The 18,299-nt window shown below is 57.6% G+C and carries 17 protein-coding genes and 1 riboswitch; of the genes, 8 read left to right on the top strand and 9 right to left on the bottom strand.

Annotated elements, in window-relative coordinates:
• Positions 1 to 169 precede the first annotated feature (169 nt).
• The 3 genes from D1823_RS20530 (at position 170) to D1823_RS20540 (ending at position 5,163) form a co-directional block, all read left to right on the top strand.
• Positions 170 to 3,883, top strand: coding sequence for a hypothetical protein (locus D1823_RS20530; RefSeq protein WP_117873568.1), 3,714 nt, complete (start codon positions 170 to 172; stop codon positions 3,881 to 3,883).
• The gene (locus tag D1823_RS20535) at positions 3,876 to 4,874 is read left to right on the top strand and encodes a hypothetical protein (protein WP_117873570.1); all 999 of its coding nucleotides are present in this window, start codon (positions 3,876 to 3,878) and stop codon (positions 4,872 to 4,874) included. Before D1823_RS20530 ends, D1823_RS20535 begins: the two co-directional genes overlap by 8 nt.
• Before the next feature lie 76 nt (positions 4,875 to 4,950).
• Positions 4,951 to 5,163, top strand: a complete 213-nt coding sequence (locus D1823_RS20540; protein WP_117873572.1) for a hypothetical protein — start codon at positions 4,951 to 4,953, stop codon at positions 5,161 to 5,163.
• A gap of 104 nt (positions 5,164 to 5,267) precedes the next feature.
• On the opposite strand, the gene D1823_RS20545 is transcribed toward D1823_RS20540, so the two are convergent.
• The 6 genes from D1823_RS20545 to D1823_RS20570 form a co-directional block, all read right to left on the bottom strand.
• On the bottom strand, positions 5,268 to 5,918 hold the full coding sequence (locus D1823_RS20545; protein WP_117873574.1) for an energy-coupling factor ABC transporter ATP-binding protein: 651 nt from the start codon (positions 5,916 to 5,918) through the stop codon (positions 5,268 to 5,270).
• Complete coding sequence (gene cbiQ / locus D1823_RS20550; protein ID WP_117873576.1) at positions 5,915 to 6,694, bottom strand: cobalt ECF transporter T component CbiQ; 780 nt, start codon at positions 6,692 to 6,694, stop codon at positions 5,915 to 5,917. Before cbiQ ends, D1823_RS20545 begins: the two co-directional genes overlap by 4 nt.
• Entirely contained in the window at positions 6,694 to 7,269 is a 576-nt protein-coding gene (locus D1823_RS20555) for a cobalt ABC transporter permease (RefSeq protein ID WP_117873578.1), read from the bottom strand. Before D1823_RS20555 ends, cbiQ begins: the two co-directional genes overlap by 1 nt.
• Positions 7,266 to 7,877: a cobalt transporter CbiM gene (gene cbiM / locus D1823_RS20560; protein ID WP_117873580.1), complete on the bottom strand. Its 612-nt coding sequence runs from the start codon at positions 7,875 to 7,877 to the stop codon at positions 7,266 to 7,268. The genes D1823_RS20555 and cbiM overlap by 4 nt, the downstream gene beginning before the upstream one ends.
• A gap of 6 nt (positions 7,878 to 7,883) precedes the next feature.
• Positions 7,884 to 8,669 carry a DUF4198 domain-containing protein gene (locus D1823_RS20565; protein ID WP_117874063.1) on the bottom strand — a complete coding sequence of 262 codons (786 nt, stop codon included), beginning with the start codon at positions 8,667 to 8,669 and terminating at the stop codon, positions 7,884 to 7,886.
• A 131-nt stretch (positions 8,670 to 8,800) separates the two neighbouring features.
• Positions 8,801 to 9,000, bottom strand: a riboswitch (cobalamin riboswitch).
• Positions 9,001 to 9,126: 126 nt separating this feature from the next.
• The gene (locus tag D1823_RS20570; protein WP_117874065.1) at positions 9,127 to 10,251 is read right to left on the bottom strand and encodes an ROK family transcriptional regulator; all 1,125 of its coding nucleotides are present in this window, start codon (positions 10,249 to 10,251) and stop codon (positions 9,127 to 9,129) included.
• Positions 10,252 to 10,505: 254 nt separating this feature from the next.
• On the opposite strand from D1823_RS20570, the gene D1823_RS20575 reads away from it, so the two are divergent.
• The 4 genes from D1823_RS20575 to D1823_RS20590 all read left to right on the top strand — a co-directional run bounded on the left by D1823_RS20575 (position 10,506) and on the right by D1823_RS20590 (position 14,118).
• Positions 10,506 to 11,525, top strand: a complete 1,020-nt coding sequence (locus tag D1823_RS20575; RefSeq protein WP_117873582.1) for a sugar ABC transporter substrate-binding protein — start codon at positions 10,506 to 10,508, stop codon at positions 11,523 to 11,525.
• 108 nt (positions 11,526 to 11,633) lie between these two features.
• Positions 11,634 to 12,707 carry an ABC transporter permease gene (locus D1823_RS20580; protein WP_117873584.1) on the top strand — a complete coding sequence of 358 codons (1,074 nt, stop codon included), beginning with the start codon at positions 11,634 to 11,636 and terminating at the stop codon, positions 12,705 to 12,707.
• Positions 12,707 to 13,483, top strand: coding sequence for an ATP-binding cassette domain-containing protein (locus D1823_RS20585; protein ID WP_117873586.1), 777 nt, complete (start codon positions 12,707 to 12,709; stop codon positions 13,481 to 13,483). Before D1823_RS20580 ends, D1823_RS20585 begins: the two co-directional genes overlap by 1 nt.
• Positions 13,480 to 14,118, top strand: a complete 639-nt coding sequence (locus D1823_RS20590; RefSeq protein ID WP_254683848.1) for a hypothetical protein — start codon at positions 13,480 to 13,482, stop codon at positions 14,116 to 14,118. The genes D1823_RS20585 and D1823_RS20590 overlap by 4 nt, the downstream gene beginning before the upstream one ends.
• A gap of 46 nt (positions 14,119 to 14,164) precedes the next feature.
• On the opposite strand, the gene D1823_RS20595 is transcribed toward D1823_RS20590, so the two are convergent.
• Positions 14,165 to 14,881, bottom strand: coding sequence for an aspartate/glutamate racemase family protein (locus tag D1823_RS20595; RefSeq protein ID WP_117873588.1), 717 nt, complete (start codon positions 14,879 to 14,881; stop codon positions 14,165 to 14,167).
• Positions 14,878 to 15,582 carry a GntR family transcriptional regulator gene (locus tag D1823_RS20600; RefSeq protein WP_117873590.1) on the bottom strand — a complete coding sequence of 235 codons (705 nt, stop codon included), beginning with the start codon at positions 15,580 to 15,582 and terminating at the stop codon, positions 14,878 to 14,880. Before D1823_RS20600 ends, D1823_RS20595 begins: the two co-directional genes overlap by 4 nt.
• A gap of 112 nt (positions 15,583 to 15,694) precedes the next feature.
• Here D1823_RS20600 and D1823_RS20605 point away from each other — a divergent pair, with 112 nt between their 5' ends.
• Positions 15,695 to 17,389: a thiamine pyrophosphate-binding protein gene (locus D1823_RS20605; RefSeq protein WP_117873592.1), complete on the top strand. Its 1,695-nt coding sequence runs from the start codon at positions 15,695 to 15,697 to the stop codon at positions 17,387 to 17,389.
• Here the strand turns inward: D1823_RS20605 and D1823_RS20610 are convergent.
• Positions 17,350 to 18,270: a LysR family transcriptional regulator gene (locus D1823_RS20610; RefSeq protein WP_117873593.1), complete on the bottom strand. Its 921-nt coding sequence runs from the start codon at positions 18,268 to 18,270 to the stop codon at positions 17,350 to 17,352. The two genes, D1823_RS20605 and D1823_RS20610, sit on opposite strands and share 40 nt — an antisense overlap.
• Between the last annotated feature and the right edge of the window lie 29 nt (positions 18,271 to 18,299).

Here is an 18,299-nt window from a genome sequence, read left to right on the forward strand (position 1 = left end):
ATCCATTGCTGGAAAGCATTTTGGAACCTGCGCTCGAAACGCGTCGCGGAAAAGGCAGGCCCGAGCGTTTCTTTTGCGAATCCCTGAAACGTGTTACGTTAGGTCAACTTTCAAGATTTGATTTTCCCCGCACTCAGTTTCTTGCCGCGCTTTCCAACGAGGTGACTTCATGTCCGACTCCAGCAGTGAGCCCCCGCGTATTACGCTGTCCCTTCCGACCTCCCGACCAAATCCCACGATCTCGGCGGAAATCTCAGGATCGGCCAGCTTTACAGCTGACAGTGTTGACGATCTCAGACGCGTCGAAGCCGAGAAACTCAAGGCGTTGCGCCGTGGTGTCGGTATCGACCTGTCCGCCGAAGTAATCAACGATCTGGTCGATCAGCGCGTGCAGGCCACTGGTGCAGTCTTTCGACAGCTCGAAACCATTCGCAAAGATCTGGCCGAGGGATTTCTGGGCGCTGTCGTCCCTACCCTTGCCCCGAAACTGCGCGGAGAACTGATCAATCCCGACGGGGCCCCCGCCGAGCGGGTAATCGTTGAAGCGCTGCGCCCCACCTTTACCGCCAATGAAGGTATCGACAACGCGGATTTTTCCTGGGCTGTAAAAGCCGCCGTTACGGATGCGCGGGGCCTGTTTTCCCTTGATCTGCCCAACTTGCGGCTGCCGCAAAATGGCCTGAGGTTGCGAATTCGCGGGCAGAACACCACTCTGACTGAAGCGGTGCCGCGCATTGATGCATTGGATGGCGAACTGGGACTTGTGGTGCTGGATCGCACTGTCCTCCCTTTGCAGCGCTCGGTCCTGGGCGAGCTTGCTGATATTCTACCGGTGGATCCCGAGGATGCGGAAGAGAACATATCCGATTTCACCGGCACGCAGGCGCCCATCGTGCTGGGCGAAGGTGACTGCGCCTCGGAATACCGGACCGAAGGTGGCACAGTTTCACGACGGCGCTATTCGGTTCTCTACCGGTTGATTGATCCGCTGGTCGGGCCGAAAAATATCGTCCGAACCCGCCCTGTTGGCGGCAATCGCTTTGTCACGACAATCCCGGGCAGCACTTTTGCGCAGGCCAACCTTTCTGCCGAAACCCTTTTGAACGCTTTCAACAATGACGGCGGAGACTGGGATTTTCGCGACCGGATACCAATTGACGAACCCATTGATGTAGAAGATTTCTTCGAAGATCTTGAGCAGCGCCCGCAAGATGTGCCAAAGGCCTCCAGCCTTGCGCTCGGCTACATTGCCAAGATGCGCTCGACCGCCGTTCACGCCGGTATGTCGTTGGGCCGTCTGGTCTATTCCCTGCCGCTTGCCCCGGGCGAGGAACAGCGGATCGTCGTTTCGGAACAACGTGAAACCCTGACCGTGCGCGAACGTGAAAGCCTGACGTTCGAGGAACAACAGGAATTCGAAGAAGCGCGCGACACTTCCTTCAACAATACGTTTGAAACCGCGCTCGATGAAGTGATCCGCGGTACGTCCTCCTTCTCGACCAAGGCGTCTACAAAGAGTTTTGGTGGTGCGGGTGGCATTGGTGGCGGTCTGTTTGGCGGCATCGGGGCCATAGTTGGCGGGGTCGGCTTCAGCGGAGCGCGCTCCAGTTCCAACTCGTCAGGCAGTTCGTCCAACACGCAGAACACATCACGCGATTTTCTGTCAGATACGCATGAGACGTTCTCGGCCGCGCTGGAACGGGCCGCTTCTGTCAAAAGAAACTCTGCCCGAACAAGTGTGCGAACCGCAACGGCAAGTGATCGGCGGACGGCGACAACAAAGTTCGTGGCCAACCGCAACCATTGTCATGCAATGACGATGCAATGGTTCGAAGTTCTGCGCGACTTTTCCCTGGAAACGCGGATCGAAGGGGTGCAATTGGTGGTCTTCGTTCCAATGCAACTCATCCGCTTTCGCCGCCTGGGGCAAGGCGATCAATTGCCGGGCAATGTCAACCGGTCCGGGTTGCTGCACCGGTACAAAGTGATCCTGCGCCACGCAGACGTTTTCCGTCGCGTGTTCCGAAACCGTCGCAGATTCCGCACCGCGCTCAAACTGCTGGAAGAGTTTTATGCCGACAAGGACGCATCTCCGCAAAATGCTCCGGGTGTCGCGCAGGACATCGTCAGTTTTGAGGCTCAGGGCACTTTTATGCCCAACGATGACATTTCCGCCGTGATCTTCACTCAGGATGGCGACCGCGTCGGACCGGTGCCTCTGACCGGATCGCCGATTGACATCGACAACCTGCATGACTTGCCTGCCGAGACACGCGAAAACTTGCTGGTTCGGCTGGCTGACGCGCGCCGCGATCCAACGAATCGGCGGACTTATACCGGATCCGTGGCTTTGCCCCGCTCGGTCGAACGTTCCGACATCGCCCGCGTCGAGTTGCGCAGGCGGACGGGCTCTTTTGCCTACTCATTCTATACCGGCCCCGACCCGATCAACATCTTCAACATTTGGGAGCATATCTCAAACCTAGAAGATGCCGATGATCTGGATCGCGCCACGCGCAACATCAACCGGAGCCTTCACACGACGATTTCGGGTTCGGATTTCGACGATCTGATCGGCGCGCCAATGATCAGCGAGTTTGAGGCGCGCATGAACGAAGACGCACAGACCATCGTTGACGACAACACATTCCAGGCATTGCCTGCAACCCTGCCCTATTCCGTACAGGAAGTGCCGGACGTGCTGTCGCGTCGTGATCTACGGCGGATCGAAGAAATGTATCAACATATCGTGGCCGACACCGTTCGCTATTCCCGCGTGATCTGGGCCAGTATGACGGATGAAGAACGCGCCATCCTGCTGGAACGTTTCACGATTGGCGTGCCGGATGGCGGGTTGGATGACGCTTCAAGCGAGATATCACTGCTCAGCACGGTCCAAAACAAGGTGTTGGGCTTCTACGGCAATGCGATGATCATGCCATTCTCGATCCCGCCCGATCTGGCCGACAGAATGGAGATGCGGACCGGCGACATTCAGGACAGTCTGCTGGCCTTCCATCGGGAAGACTTCCGACCACCGCGCCGCACGATCTCACTGCCGACCAGAGGCCTGTTGGGCGAGGCCGTACTGGGCCGCTGCAATTCCTGCGAGATGATCGACCATCGCCGCTTCTGGAACTGGCAGGACAGCCCGACGCCACCTCCGGTTGGTGACACGCCGGTCTTACCCGTGGACAGCGATGCAATCTTTGGCACCCGTGCGCCATCAGACCTGCCGGCCAATCAACCTTCGAACACGCTCACCATCGCAGGTGGGGACATTGGCACAGGCCAGGCCGTGCCCACTTCGCAACTGGCCGAAATCCTCAAGGCCGCGCCCGATCTCGCGCGGGCGGGAACCGATCTGACAGGTCTGAAGGAGCTGCAGGCGCAACTGGCACTGGAAACACAATCAGTCGCCGCCGGTCGGGACAAGGCCATAGACACAGCGACGGATCTGACCAAAGAGCTTGTCGGCAAGGCCACTGAGCTTGCAGGCAAGGGCCAGGAGATCGCTGCGGCCCGCAAAGAGGAAGAAGCCAAGAAACAAGCTGCCGAAAAGAAAAAGTCAGCTGCCGACAATGCCGTAAAGATCAAGGGGTTTGAAGATATCGCCAAGAACGCCTCCGGTGTTTCTGCGCTGATCGGCGGACAACCGGGCGGCAACCAAGCGGCCTTTACGCAAAACCTGTTCAAGGATTTCCCCGGCGGTGCTGCCGCTCTGGCGAATCCCTCCAACACGTTGCTTCTGGCCAAGCTCTTTGGGGCCTTTACCAAAGCGAATACAGATGCGGATGACGGCAGCGCAACCAAGGCCGGCAGCCAGTCCGTTCTGGATTTCCTCAATGGCCTGAGCGCCCCTGCGGAGGACGACGATGAGTGACACCAGCACAAATGCAACCCCCGAACCCGGTATTGATGAAAGCCTTGCCGAGGCCATCATCAATATTCTCGAAACCACCAACTCTCCGGCGATACAGCGCGCCCGAGAGGTGATAGCCCACAGACTGGCCATCGCAGGCGACGTTGCCCCATCCCGCATCCCAGCGCCGCGCAATATCACCGAGATCGGCGGCTACTTAAATCTGCTGAGCGAATATGGAGAGGCCGAACAGCGCTCGCGCATGATCGCGGCCGCTCTGGGCATAGCAGGGCCGCAGATTTCGCTGCCACAGCCCGGTGCCGTTCCTGCGTTGTCCTTTGTCACACGTGACGGCGCCCGACCTGCGGGGCCACAACAACCCAGCTTCCCGTTGACCTATACGATCCGCAGCGACTTTGTTCCGGCCTTTGACAATGCTGTGCAGGAAATCACGATCCGTGGTGGCGCGGTTCCGATTTTGACACCCGTCAGGATTCTGCCTTCCGCGGGGTCTGCGCCCGCAACAGACGGCTCTGCACAGTTGGCTCTGATCGGCCGAACACTCAGCCTGGCGCCAACTGCGGCTTTACACGCCGTGGCAACCGATCCCCTGTCGCTAAGCCGCCCGACTGCTGGTGGCGGTTTCGAGGTTTTGGTTCGGGTCATCGACGCCGCCGCTCCGATCGCCGGAACCATCGCGGCGGCGGACTGGACGAGTTGGGAATGCGATGCCGCAGTCTGTTCCGAGGTCGACAGCAATGATGCGCGCTTTGCGCTCACGCCACTACTGAACGCCGCCGGGTGGCACCAGACAGCTGATCCCGGCAATCCGACCAGCCTGTCGAATCCCGGAACCTGGGCAGAATGGCGCAATATCACCGGGCTTGTGCCGGGCGTCACGCGGTTTGCGGACGAGCTGCAACTGCTTTATTCCGCTGAAATGCTCATTACCTCACCGATCTTCAATCAACTGGACAATGTCTGGACAGGAAACGAATTTGCCGCACCATAGCGCGGCTGCTTGAAACGCATGAAAGTGATTTGGCAAGACTCCCTTCAAGGGGTTTAATGCAATCAGGAGGTCAGCCATGCAAAACCCGGAGCGTTTCGAGAAGTTCTATTTCGCCAAAGTCGGCATGGGCGAAGCCTGTGGCTGCGCCGAGCGGGTAATCGACGTGTTCGAATTCAATCGCAAAGGCGGTGCGCAATCCAAACAACCTGTGAAACAGGACAGGCGCAGACGCGGATCCTTTCGGGCATGGGCTGTCAGATATGGGCTGATGAGCCGAAAGCGGACATAATCCAGGCCTGACGACGCACAGGGTTCGCTTTCGGCTTCATGGCTTTGCTCAGGCGGCTTGATAGCATTTCTGAAACCACTGTATCTGGTTGCCACGAGAACAGGTCAGGCCGGCACCAGCTTCCCGTCGCGAAGGTCCAGTTCATCCGGTGCCAGTTCCGTGCGGAACGCCGGCGAATGACTGACCAGCAGAATCGCCTGTGGCAACGCTCGCAGGATTTCCAGCAAGCGCGCTTCGTTTTTCGTATCCAGCGCATTCGTCGGTTCGTCCAGCAACAGAGCTTCGGGATCCATCGCCAGAACTGTCGCCAGTGTCACCAGCCGTTTTTCACCGCCTGACAATTTGTGTGTGATGCGGTTCTTTAAGTGCATCAAGTCCAGATCGCCCAGCACTTCATCGACAATGGCAATCGCTTCGTCGCGTGTCTTGCCCAGATTGAGCGGCCCAAAGGCGATGTCTTCGGCGACGGTCGGGCAGAACAGTTGATCGTCCGCATCCTGAAATACAAGCCCCACCCGGCGGCGCACTTCGTGGAAATCCGCCTCCTCCACGCGTTGCTGACCAAAAACGGTGACGGTGCCAGAACTCGGGCGCTGCAACCCAAGTATGATGCGCAGGAGCGTCGATTTTCCCGCACCGTTCGGACCAGTCAGAGACAGGCGCTGCCCGGCATTCAGGCTCAGGCTTGCCCCGTCGAGGACGGGTGGCTGGCCGGGGTAGGAAAAACAGATGTCTTCTAGCGCGATCAGTGTCATACGAATTCCAGAATGATCAGACCCAGGCAGAGACCGCTGAATCCAGCAGCAAACACAATGTCTCTGCGGGTCAGGTCAAATTCCTGAAGCAACGGCATACGCCCGGAAAACCCCCGGCACTTCATCGCGGCCAGAATGCGTTCCGATCTTTCGATCGCGCGCACCAGCATCATGCCCACCAGGTAACCAAAGCTGCGATATGTGTGCCAGTTGGTCGCTGGCCGAAAACCGCGCACCTTCATGGCGGCGCGCAAGCGCAGATACTCTTCCCGCAACACCTCGATATACCGAATTGTAAACATCAGAAGGTAAACCAGCTTTTCAGGGCAACGCAGACGATGCAAGGCGTGACCCAGAGTGACCGGCTCCATCGTGCCAACCAACACCAGCAGGGACAGGATCACGGCATTGGCGGTCAAAGAAATCTGGACCGCTTTCCAGAAACCTTGCCAGCTTGCCGGGTACCCCCAAAGCGTGAACATCAGGTCTCCGGGCATGGAAAAGGGCAGCAGGATCAGCATAAACAGGATGAATCCATCCATCATGGCCATTCGCTTCAACGTCTTTCGCCACGGCAAGCGTGAAATCATCAAAAGCGAAAGAGAAACGGTCAACGCCGCGCAAAGCGCAATGAGGGCTGACAGCGCCACGGTCACGACTGCAAAAGCAACTGCCATGACGATCCGCATCCGGGGATCCAGCAGGTTGATCAGACCTTCAGGCCCGTCACCGGCTTCGGCCAGTGTTTTCTCTTGGTGCCCCAGGACGTGTGCCATCAGGCCGCCAGCTTGCGGCGCGCCGCCATGTAAAAGCCCAGACCGAACAGACCAACGATGTACCCGATCCCGCCAAGGATGGTTTGCAGGTCATTCTGTTCGCGATAGGCCGCGATCTCGCGCCTGAGCGGGCGCAACTCGTCACGAACGGCCTTTGCGATAACCTGTCGTTCCTCTTGGCCTAGTGAAGTCGCGGAACCGACAGTCTGGGCCATGGTCGCCGAAGTTGCGCTGTCCGCTTTTTCTGCGACAACACCCATAATCTGCGCGACGTCCTCTGCAGGCATAGTAACCTGGGCCACGTGCCCGGCGCCCAGGTCAGCAAAGAATGTATGCGCCACGGCTGAGTTCGGAGTATAGATAAAAAACCCGTCTGCATCCGTCACCGTGCGACCCAGCTCTGCCCCATCCGGGCCAGTAACAATGACTTCGGTATCGCTTGCCATATCGCCGCTGGAAAAACCGATCTCACCCTCTATGGCATCACCGGACACAAAAACACCGGCTATGACTTTATGCGCCTGCGCAGACAAAGGCGCACAGCACAAAGCCAGTGTGATAACCAGATGCTTCATGTGGTCGCTCCTCTGACAAACAGCTCGGGCTTGACTTTGCGCGCCAGCAAAACGGCGAACCCGGTCAAAATCGCTTCGATGGCCATGACAGGTATATGTGCAAAGAAAACAAGCTTGGCAGCGGGCAGGAACTCATCCCCCGACAGTGCCAGTGAAGTCGCGACCATGCCGGTCGTCGCCGCAATGGCAAATGCGCCGCCCAAGCCACCCCAGATCGCACCCTGCAAAGGCGTCCCACGCGCGATCAGACGACCAAACAACAATCCGGCCACCACCGCGGGCAAAGCGATATTGACGGTGTTGATCCCCAACACCGTCAATCCGCCAAAGCCGAAAAAGACCGCCTGCAGCAAAAGCCCGACGAACAAAGCCGGGAATGCGGCCCAGCCAAGCAGCAGTCCAGCCATGCCATTGAGGATCAAATGTACCGATGACGGACCAATGGGTACGTGGATCAACGATGCCACGAAGAAACTGGCTGACAACACTCCGGCAGTGGGGATGCGGTCAAGATCAAGTGACCTGAGGCCCATGGCAATCCCACCCGCAGCGGCGACGGCACCGCCGACCACGACCGGGTTGGAAAGGGCTCCGTCGACGATGTGCATTTGGGTTTACTCCAGATCCCAGGCGCGGATCCAGATGACCGCATCCTGACTAAGTTCTTTACCCTCATGTTCGGTCACTGGACCTGAACCTAGTGCTGCGAAACCCCAGTAACCGGCTTTTGGAACGCCAAACGAAAAGTACCCGTTGTCGTCCGATATGGCGACCACGGCACCACCCGGCATTGGTGACACCTTCGGTGTCGAAGCGGCCGAGCTCTCCATGCCAGGTTCGGCGGCCATGTACTCGATCTCGATCTCAGCACCTGCAACCGGCTGACCATCAGCCATCACACGGCCCGTGAAGGTCGAACCCGCGATGATGTTGGTCGGCTTGTTAAGCGGTATGATCTCGGTCAGCAGACCCACAGGGTTCATCCAGTCGGTCGGCAATGCGTTGCGGTTCAGGAACGCTTTGGTGAACTGCTGGATATAGATGTCTTCGGCTTCCTCATAATAAGGTTGAGGAACCGTCACCAGCACGTAATCGCCCGAACGTTTGACAGGAACACTGCCTTTGAACGCCGCCCCCTCGTTTTCTCCACCGGTGAAGCGGACAGGTTCCAGCGTATCAAGTAAATCAGTTTTTTTGCCGTTGTGGATCACATAGAATTCCTGCGGCTTTTCCATATCCATGACATGACCGTTCTCGAACGGATGCCAGAAGATCAGCTTGACCGGCACATCGCCGGGTTTCTCGATCATGGTGTCGGTGGTGTATTCCAAAAGGAAATGCGCATTTGCCATGGCAGGAAGTGCCATCGCTGCAGCGGCTGCACTGAGCAGCTTTTTCATGAACAGTCGTCCTTGTCCCGTCGCGCCAATCCCGGTGCGAAATTCACTTTGACTGCGGGACATCCAACGCCAAATTGCCCTTTCAGGCATCCTGGTCCGACGCACATCCCGTCGCCGATGAGGAGCGCCCCTTATGGGGGCACATGCCCGGCAGGTATCCTGACTTGCGGGTCAAAGCGTCGGACTGGCCTTCCCGGGAAAACCCCAGTGGCGTTTCAGCCCTGCTCGCCGCTTACAGTTGCGGGTGCAGTTGCGGAATTGGGCCTGAGCCCGCACCGCATTCCCTATTGATTCCAGAGCGCGCCCCGGAACCGGACATGTCCAGCGGCTTGCCAGACAATCCCAGTCTCCGTCAACGATCAATTGTGATGGCGGTCAAAAAAGTTATGAGCCTGGGAAGTCTGGTGTGGTTTGACGTGCTTTGGTAAGCATCAGTGGAAGAAGGGGAAATACACTTCTAGGCTTCTGAAAGATACCTTTCCGACAACGGCAAGCTTGCTGCGCCCAGCGAGCGCGCATCCGGGCCCACGGCCCCCGCCAGCACCAAAGGGCGCTCAAGACCGGTCAGGTTAACCTCGGACAGTTTGTTTTCGACCAATTCAACCAAATGCGCCTTGATGTCCGGCGGCATCCAGCCGTCAATCTTTACGCATTCAAAGTCGATTAAACTGCATGATGATACAATCGCATATGCAATCCCGCTCGCGGTCTTATTCAACCAGTTCTCCAGTTGAGCTTTTGGCACATCCCAATGCTCGGTCGATTCCCATAAAGAATGCGAGGTTGCCCCTGCTGTCGTGATTGCACGCTCGAGCACATAAAGGCTAGCCACGTCAATCAGCGGCTTCACACCGCCTGCGTCATCAGGAACAGGCAAAGGACCGAGCGCGCCTGCATTTCCCCGACCAGAAAAGATCGAGCCATTAAGGACCACCCCGCCGCCAATGAAGAAGCCGACGTAGAAATACAAAAAATCTCTTGGCCCGTCAGCCGGGCCAAAAACCAATTCCGCACCACAGGCCGCTGTCGCGTCATTTTGAAGGAAAACTGGCATATTGCAGCTGAGAGCCAGGTCCGCTTTTAAGTCCGACGCGCGCCACGGGTCCATTTTTTCCTGAGGAACCTGCAAAGTCTTCGCCCAGTCCCACAGGTAAAAGGGCATAGCTATTCCGAGCCCCGCGATCCGGCTTTTGGACTCAGGTGACATGGACGACATCACTTTCCCAAGACTCTCTCTGGAAAAATCCAAAGTGGCATTCGGCGTTGGATAGTCATAGGTTCGCCTCTCTCGTTGCCGCACGTTTCCGACAAAGTCAGTCAAAACCAGTTCGGTACTGCGGCGCCCGACTTTAAGCCCAAAGAAGAACGCACCATCCGGATTGAGGCGCATAGGAACAGAAGGCTGCCCGACTTTCCCGCGAACCGGTTCACCGCGCAGAAGCAACCCATCCTTTTCCAATAGACGCATAATGACGGAAACCGTTTGTGCCGACAGTCCCGTCATGCGCGCGATTTCGGACTTCGCAAGGGCCTGATGGCGCCGGACAAGAGATAACACAAGGCGTTCGTTTCGGGCCCGCATGCCGCTTTGGTTCGTTCCGCGCACCTCTGACCCGTGCGAGCCAATCGAGTTTGTCTGAGATGAATATTCAGGCACGACCACCCCTTTCTTGCTTGAGAATGAGAAAGCCGACCCGCCCTGTCAATAATAAATAAGAGTGAGTTATTTATTGACTCGATATTTGATTCTTGTGATGGTTTCTCATGGGATCAGGTTATTTTTGCCTGATCGCACTCGTGCCCTCATGGGCATTAGAAAAACTGGGAGGATTATCGATGAAACTTGCAAGACTTGCGGGCGCGACAGCGCTGGCAGCTGCTGCAATGGCTGGCAGTGCAATGGCGGAAGGTGAAACTGTTTGCCTGATCACCAAGACGGACACCAACCCGTTCTTTGTCAAAATGAAGGAGGGCGCGACAGCGAAGGCGGAAGAGCTGGGAATGACGTTGAAAGCCTTTGCGGGCAAGGTCGACGGTGACCATGAAACGCAGGTGCAAGCCATTGAGACCTGCATTCTGGACGGCGCCAAAGGCATTCTGCTGACGGCCTCGGACACATCATCCATCGTTCCGGCTGTGAAGCAGGCGCGGGATGCAGGGGTTCTGGTAATCGCTCTGGATACGCCGCTGGAACCCATTGACTCGGCTGACGCGACGTTCGCCACGGACAATTTCCTTGCCGGGCTGTTGATTGGACAATGGGCCAAAGCCACGCTGGGCGACGCCGCCAACGACGCCAAAATCGCGACACTGGATCTTGCCGTCAGCCAGCCGACAGTGGATGTGCTGCGCAATCAGGGCTTCCTTCAGGGCTTCGGTGTTGATCTGGCAGACCCGAACGTGATCGGCGATGAAGATGACCCCCGTCTGGTCGGGAGTGATGTCACTGCCGGCAACGAAGAAGGAGGTCGCCGCGCGATGGAAAACCTACTGGCCAAGGATCCGACGATCAACGTTGTTCACACCATCAACGAACCTGCGGCGGCAGGCGCTTATGAAGCGCTCAAAGCCATCGGACGTGAAAATGACGTACTCATCGTTTCCGTGGACGGAGGCTGCCCGGGCGTCCAAAACGTTGCTGATGGTGTTATCGGCGCAACGTCGCAGCAATACCCGCTGTTGATGGCATCACTGGGGGTTGAGGCCGTCAAGAAATGGGCGGACGAAGGTGTAAAACCTGAAAACACACCCGGTAAGGATTTCTTTGACACCGGCGTGGCGCTTGTAACGGACAAGGCCGCTGATGGCGTCGAGTCAATCTCGGTCAAAGAAGGCATGGACCTCTGCTGGGGTTGACCTGATCACCCGGAGGGCCGCAGAGGGCGGCCTTCCGCTTTTCAAGCCACCCATTCGCCCGAAAACTTGCTAGAGTCGTCAGTGACCTGACGCTTTGGGGGAACCTTTATGTCCGATACTTCACGACGATCAGACGACTTCGAAGCCGCTGCACAAGGCAGCCCGGAACAGATTGCCGAATTTGACGATCACCACCGCGGGTTTGTCGGAACGGTTCAGCATTTTCTGCATGTGAACCCCTCTCTGGTGCCGTTGATCGTTCTTGTGGCTGCCATCGTCATTTTCGGTGTATTGTTGGGCTCCAAGTTTTTCTCGCCATTTGCGCTGACCCTGATCCTGCAGCAGGTTCAGATTGTCGGGATCGTGGCTGCGGCGCAAAGCCTTGTCATCCTGACGGCAGGTATCGATCTTAGCGTCGGGGCAATCATGGTAATGTCGTCGGTTGTGATGGGTCAGTTCACCTTCCGGTATGGGCTGCCGCCATCGGTCTCGATCATTTGCGGCCTTTTCGTTGGCACAGCAATCGGCGCGGTGAACGGTTATCTTGTCAGCCGCATCAAACTGCCGCCGTTCATCGTGACGCTTGGAATGTGGCAAATCGTTCTCGCGGCAAATTTCCTCTATTCTCAGAACGAAACCATCCGGTCACAGGAGATCGAGGAACATGCCAGCATCCTGCAACTGTTCGGTGCCAAGTTTAACGTCGGCGGGGCTGTATTCACCGTCGGCGTGATCTTCATGCTGGTGCTTATCCTCGTACTTTCCTACGCGCTTCGTCATACCGCCTGGGGAAGGCATGTCTATGCGGTCGGTGATGATCCGGAAGCCGCCGAGCTGTCCGGTGTCAATGTGCATCGCACGCTGATGTCAGTTTACATGCTGTCCGGGCTGATCTGCGCTTTCGCGGGCTGGGCCCTGATTGGTCGCATTGGGTCCGTGTCTCCGACGTCAGGACAGTTGGCAAACATTGAAAGCATAACGGCGGTCGTGATCGGGGGTATATCCTTGTTCGGTGGTCGCGGGTCCATTCTTGGGTCGCTGTTCGGAGCGTTGATCGTCGGCGTCTTCACACTTGGGCTTCGATTGCTGGGCGCTGATGCGCAATGGACGTTCCTGTTGATCGGCATCCTTATCATCGCAGCGGTCGCGGTCGACCAGTGGATCAGAAAGGTGGCAGCCTGATGGAACCTATTCTCAAAGGACGGAACCTTGTGAAGCGCTACGGCAAGGTAACGGCGCTGGATCAGTGCGATTTCGACCTGATGCCGGGCGAAATTCTGGCCGTGATCGGCGACAACGGCGCAGGCAAATCAACACTGATCAAGGCGGTATCAGGCGCGGTGGTGCCGGATGAAGGTGAGGTTTGGCTGGAAGGCCAGAAAGTGAACTTTCATTCCCCGATTGACGCGCGCGAAGCCGGTATCGAAACGGTCTACCAGACGCTTGCTATGTCCCCCGCCCTGTCGATTGCGGACAACATCTTCATGGGGCGCGAAATCCGGCGCAAAGGGCCGTTGGGATCATGGTTCCGAATGCTCGACCGTCCGGCGATGGAGAAATTCGCCCGCGACAAATTGAGCGAACTGGGCCTGATGACAATCCAGAATATCAATCAAGCCGTTGAAACTCTGTCCGGGGGTCAGCGTCAGGGTGTTGCCGTGGCGCGGGCCGCGGCGTTCGGCTCGAAGGTCATCATCTTGGACGAGCCAACGGCCGCACTGGGTGTGAAGGAAAGCCGTCGCGTTCTTGAACTGATCCTGGACGTGAAATCGCGTGGCATTCCGATCATCCTGATCAGCCACAATATGCCACATGTTTTTGAGGTCGCCGATCGAATTCACGTGCATCGGCTTGGCAAACGCCTGTGCGTCGTTGATCCCAAGGATTACACGATGTCCGACGCAGTGGCGTTCATGACCGGTGCCAAGGAACCGCCCGCCGAGGATCAGGCCGCGTGACTGGCAAACTTGCCACCCCCAAGGCGCTAGCAAGCAGAATCGCGGATGCCGTTCAAGCTTTGCCGCCGCTGCAAGACCGGCATCTTGTCGCGATAGCCGGGCCGCCGGGATCGGGGAAAACGACTGCGGCCAGCCTTGCGACCACAGAGCTCAATCTACGCGGCGTCGCAACCGGCCTGGTTTCCATGGACGGCTTCCATTATGACAACGTGATCTTGAAGGGTCGCGGCTTACTGAACTGCAAAGGATCCCCCGAAACCTTTGACCTTGCCGGCTTTCATGCATTGCTTGGTCGATTGCGTACGGAAGGAGAAGTCGCAGTACCCGAGTTTGTCCGAAATCTCGATCTGGCTATTGCTGCGCGGTCTATGATCACAGCGGATCAGCGCGTTGTTCTGGTTGAAGGCAATTACCTTCTCTTGAATGAACCGGGTTGGTCGGAACTGCACCAACTGTGGACATTCAAGGTATTCTTGGACACCGATTTGAAAACACTTGAAACCCGCCTGACCAACAGATGGATCGGCCACGGTTTGAACAAAAAAGCCGCCATGGACCGTGCGCAGTCCAACGATCTGCCGAATGCGGAACGTGTGATCCAAAATTCGGTATCCGGCGATCTGGCCCTGACTTGAGTTTTCCCTGCGGCCAACAAAATCCGTCTTGATGGAAGGCCAGAGGTCAGATCCGGTATACCGGCGGAACAAGACCGGCCTGGAACCAAGTCACGAAAGACACGATTGAAAACACCGGCAGCCCGGTCGCCCGCTGAATATCCGGCGCATAGGGGCACATATTCGTGCACTCCAGAACTATCGCCCCAAGATCGGGGTGTTCCGAGGCCAACGCGATTGCGGCCTCAACATTGTCTTCCCGGGCCTTCTGAACATTCAGACGCGATTCATTGCCAAGAATTGCACGGGTGAACTCTCGCCCACCCTCGGTTGTGCCTATTGGCGTATCCAAGGGGACATCGGCGGCACGCAAGTGGTCTTCGGTCAACGTAGACGCCGAAATGGTCAGTACACCGGCCCGTTTTCCCGCAGGAAGAATGCGGTTCACCAATTCGACCTGCATCAAGGACGAGGTGACGACGGGAACCGGAACAGCCTCGGCCAGTTCCTTTTGAAACAGGGACAAGAACCCGCAATTGGTTGTTATGCCATCCGCGCCGTCTTTGACCAGCTCTTGCGCGGCGTCGATGAAGACCTCGAGCATACCTTCGGCCCGATGCCGAACAACCCGGTCCGGCGAGGCATCCCGGACGACGCGGTACAGCACCGGAAACGGCCAGGTCTGAGCATTGCCCATGTCGCCGGGAATTCTTGGGAATTGCGCGTCCAGCATGAGGATTCCCACCGATGCGCCATAAATGGATTTGCCGCCCTGGACGATCAATTCTGCGCCTCCTCGATAATGCGGGTCGAAATGTCTTCGGCCCCCTCCATGTAGATGCTGGTAATCCCGTGACGCACAGCGTCCTGCACCTGATCCATTCGTTTTGTGATATGAGCCGCCAGAACCCGTGCAGCCTCATCTGCATCCCGATCCAGCAGGGCTTGCATGACGTGTTTATGTTCGTCCTTGGACTTCTGCACCCGGTCCATGCTCATGGAAATCCAGCGGATATAGCGGATACGCTCGTTGATCCGTGTCAGAGTTTGCAACAACTCCATGTTCCCCGACAGTTTTGCAATCCCCAGATGGAACGCTTCGTCCCGGGTCACTGCCTCTTCGATCGTCAGGCCGGTGATGTCGATGCCCGTTTCATAAAGTTCATCACGCAGTATTTGCAGGTCTGCATCCGTCGCCTTGGCGCAGGCTGATCGGGCCGCCGCGGATTCGATGATCTGCCGCAGCTCGAAAAGGTCGAACACGCTTTGCGCATCCAAGGGACGACAAAAGAACCCTTGCCCTGGGCGGAAATCGAACAGCCGTTCGGCGACCAGACGATTCAACGCTTCACGCAACGGCGTACGGCTGACGCCCAGGTCTCTGGAGAGAGCGACCTCGTTTAGGCGGTCACCGGGGCGCAGGCGGAAGGACACCGCCATGGCTTTGACCTGATCATAGATATCATCGACGCGTGGACCCGCCATAAACCCCGCCTTTCTTTCGTTGATTCACAGGTGCCACACACACTTCTTGAAATCAATATACAAAACTGTATACAGCACTGTGTGCAGTTGTGAATCGAAGGAGTCGCGAACGATGACAGGAACGAATTACCTGAACGGAGCCGAGGCAATGGTGCGCATGCTTGAGGCGCATGGCGTCACCCACATGTTCGGTCTGTGCGGCGATACCACCTTGCCATTTTATGATGCGCTCGCCCGAATGGATCACGGCATTCAACACATTCTGACCCGCGACGAACGGCACGCCGCCTACATGGCGGATGGCTATGCCCGCGTGACGGACAAGCCCGGCGTTTGCGAAGGCCCTTCCGGCGGTGGCGCAACCTACATTCTGCCAGGTGTGGTCGAGGCCAATGAAAGTTCGGTTCCAATCCTGGCGATCACGTCCGATGTGGCAACGACCAGTCGCGGAAAATACCCTTTGACAGAACTGGATCAGCCAGCGTTGTTCCGGCCGCTGACAAAGTGGAACGCGTCTCTGGACGACGCCACCCGGCTTCCGGCCATGGTTCGTGCGGCGTTCCGGGCGATGACAACGGGAACACCCGGTGCGACCCACCTGGCACTGCCGTTTGATACTCAGAAGGCACAGGTGGACGAAGCGGAAATCTGGGCCGACGAGCGGCATCGCAGCTATCCCGCAGAGCGGGCTGCCCCCGATCCTGATGCCATCGAAGCAGCCGCAGCCATTCTTGCCCAGGCCAAATCCGCTGTCGCGGTATGTGGCGGCGGCCCCATTCTGTCCGGCGCGACCGATGCATTGCGCCGCGTCGCCGGTCTGTTGGATATGCCCGTCGCCACAACCGTTTCAGGCCAAGGGTCCATCGCCGAAACCGACCCTTTGGCCCTGGGTGTTGTCGGATCGAACGGCGGTGTCCCCGCGACCCGTGCCGTGGTAGATCAGGCTGATGTCGTCCTGTTCATCGGGTGCCGCGCCGGTTCGGTCACGACCGAACGGTGGAGAAGCCCCGGGCGCAACACCACGATCATTCACATCGACAGCGACCCCATGGTGATCGGCGCAAACTATCAGACAGAAGTGGCGATTTGCGCCGATGCTAGTTTGGCGTTGGAGGCACTGGCCCACGCATTGGAGCAACGGCAGGACCTGACCAGTCAAGGCGGAACAGCCAAGGCCCGCGCCGCGTGGGAGGCCAAGGCGGCGGCGTTTGCCCCCTTGGCTGCAAGTCGGGAAACCCCAATACGGCCCGAGGCTGTCATGGCGTCCCTGATGGACATTCTGGACGACGATGCAATTGTGGTCGCTGATCCCGGCACCCCCTGCCCCTATTTCAGCGCGCATTACCGTTGGCGGCAACCCGGGCGGCATTTCATCACAAATCGCGCGCATGGAGCACTGGGGTATTCTCTGGGGGCGGCCATGGGTGCACATGTCGGGCGGCCCTCGGTCAAGACGCTTGCCGTCATGGGCGATGGTTCGTTTGGGTTCGCCTGCGGTGAGTTTGAAACCATGGTCCGGCACAATATGCCGATCACCTCGATCGTTTTCTCGAACTCGGTCTTCGGATGGATCAAGGCGGGTCAGGATGCTGGGTTTGATCAACGGTATTACAACGTTGATTTCAACCGGACCGACCACGCCGCCGTCGCAGCCGCCTTTGGAGTGAAATCATGGACGGTCAAGGACCCTGAGGACTTGCCGAAGGTGCTGAAACAGGCCGTCGAACATGATGGCCCCACATTGGTCGACATCCATTCGCAGCAGCTTCACGACGCCGCTGCACCTGTGTCAGAGTGGGTCGCGTAAGAGGCAATCGACGGGGTCAGCTGGGCCAGAAACTCCTGCGCAATCGTGGACAGGGGGCGCCCCTTTGCGGTGATGATTGCAAGATCCAGCATGACGGATGGCCTGAACGGACGGGTCTGGTACCCGCTCTCACCGTCGAACGTCACGGTAAAGGGGTCGATCATCGCGACCCCCATGCCCTGTTTCACAAAACTCAGCAGGTTCTCGGACAGGTGCGTGTGGATCTTTGTACGCCACGTGCACCCGGATGCCTGAAAGATGTCACGGGTTCGACGGTGGGTTTGGTGTTCCGGCCCCATCACGATGAAGGGCTCGTTTTCCAATATTTCCGGTGTCAGTACGTCGTACTCGGCCAAGGGGCTGTGTTCTGGAAAAGTCGCCAGCGTTTCGAACTGAAATACCTGATAGTTCAGCGTGTCATGTAGGATCGGCATCTCGACAATGCCGATTTCAAACAGGCCGGAAATCACCCATTCCTGAATCTTGGAAGAATACTGCGACTGAAAACTGACGGATAGGTTGGGGCGGCTTTTGGCAAAACGGGCGATCTCGCGCGGCATGAAACCAAATGACAGAAGATGCGGTGCCGCAACCTGCAATTGACCGGGATGCTTGTTCTGCAGATCCGTCACGGCCTGCGCCACGTGATCCAGCCCGCGCACGACCGTGTCGACTTCGCGGAACAGCAACTCGGCTTCCGGAGTGGGCAACAAACGACCCTTGTTGCGCTCGAACAGAGGCAGTCGCGCTTCACGTTCCAACTGAGCCAACAGATTGCTTATTCCAGGCTGGGATATCCCAAGCACCGAGGCCGCGCCGGTTACGGTTCCGGTTTCCATGATGGCATGAAACGCTTGAAGCTGGCGAAAGCGCAGGGACATGGATTACCACATCATTTTTTCTAATGAAC

Origin of the sequence: Ruegeria sp. AD91A (assembly GCF_003443535.1) — a bacterium.
Classification (GTDB): Bacteria; Pseudomonadota; Alphaproteobacteria; order Rhodobacterales; family Rhodobacteraceae; genus Ruegeria.

Excerpts from the sequence above, each read along its gene's own strand:
- D1823_RS20545 (WP_117873574.1), bottom strand. The coding sequence starts at position 5,918 with ATGACACTGATCGCGCTAGAAGACATCTGTTTTTCCTACCCCGGCCAG.
- D1823_RS20605 (WP_117873592.1), top strand. The coding sequence starts at position 15,695 with ATGACAGGAACGAATTACCTGAACGGAGCCGAGGCAATGGTGCGCATG.
- D1823_RS20575 (WP_117873582.1), top strand. The coding sequence starts at position 10,506 with ATGAAACTTGCAAGACTTGCGGGCGCGACAGCGCTGGCAGCTGCTGCA.
- D1823_RS20535 (WP_117873570.1), top strand. The coding sequence starts at position 3,876 with ATGAGTGACACCAGCACAAATGCAACCCCCGAACCCGGTATTGATGAA.
- cbiM (WP_117873580.1), bottom strand. The coding sequence starts at position 7,877 with ATGCACATCGTCGACGGAGCCCTTTCCAACCCGGTCGTGGTCGGCGGT.
- cbiQ (WP_117873576.1), bottom strand. The coding sequence starts at position 6,694 with ATGGCACACGTCCTGGGGCACCAAGAGAAAACACTGGCCGAAGCCGGT.
- D1823_RS20580 (WP_117873584.1), top strand. The coding sequence starts at position 11,634 with ATGTCCGATACTTCACGACGATCAGACGACTTCGAAGCCGCTGCACAA.
- D1823_RS20570 (WP_117874065.1), bottom strand. The coding sequence starts at position 10,251 with ATGCGGGCCCGAAACGAACGCCTTGTGTTATCTCTTGTCCGGCGCCAT.
- D1823_RS20600 (WP_117873590.1), bottom strand. The coding sequence starts at position 15,582 with ATGGCGGGTCCACGCGTCGATGATATCTATGATCAGGTCAAAGCCATG.
- D1823_RS20585 (WP_117873586.1), top strand. The coding sequence starts at position 12,707 with ATGGAACCTATTCTCAAAGGACGGAACCTTGTGAAGCGCTACGGCAAG.
- D1823_RS20530 (WP_117873568.1), top strand. The coding sequence starts at position 170 with ATGTCCGACTCCAGCAGTGAGCCCCCGCGTATTACGCTGTCCCTTCCG.
- D1823_RS20610 (WP_117873593.1), bottom strand. The coding sequence starts at position 18,270 with ATGTCCCTGCGCTTTCGCCAGCTTCAAGCGTTTCATGCCATCATGGAA.
- D1823_RS20565 (WP_117874063.1), bottom strand. The coding sequence starts at position 8,669 with ATGAAAAAGCTGCTCAGTGCAGCCGCTGCAGCGATGGCACTTCCTGCC.
- D1823_RS20540 (WP_117873572.1), top strand. The coding sequence starts at position 4,951 with ATGCAAAACCCGGAGCGTTTCGAGAAGTTCTATTTCGCCAAAGTCGGC.
- D1823_RS20555 (WP_117873578.1), bottom strand. The coding sequence starts at position 7,269 with ATGAAGCATCTGGTTATCACACTGGCTTTGTGCTGTGCGCCTTTGTCT.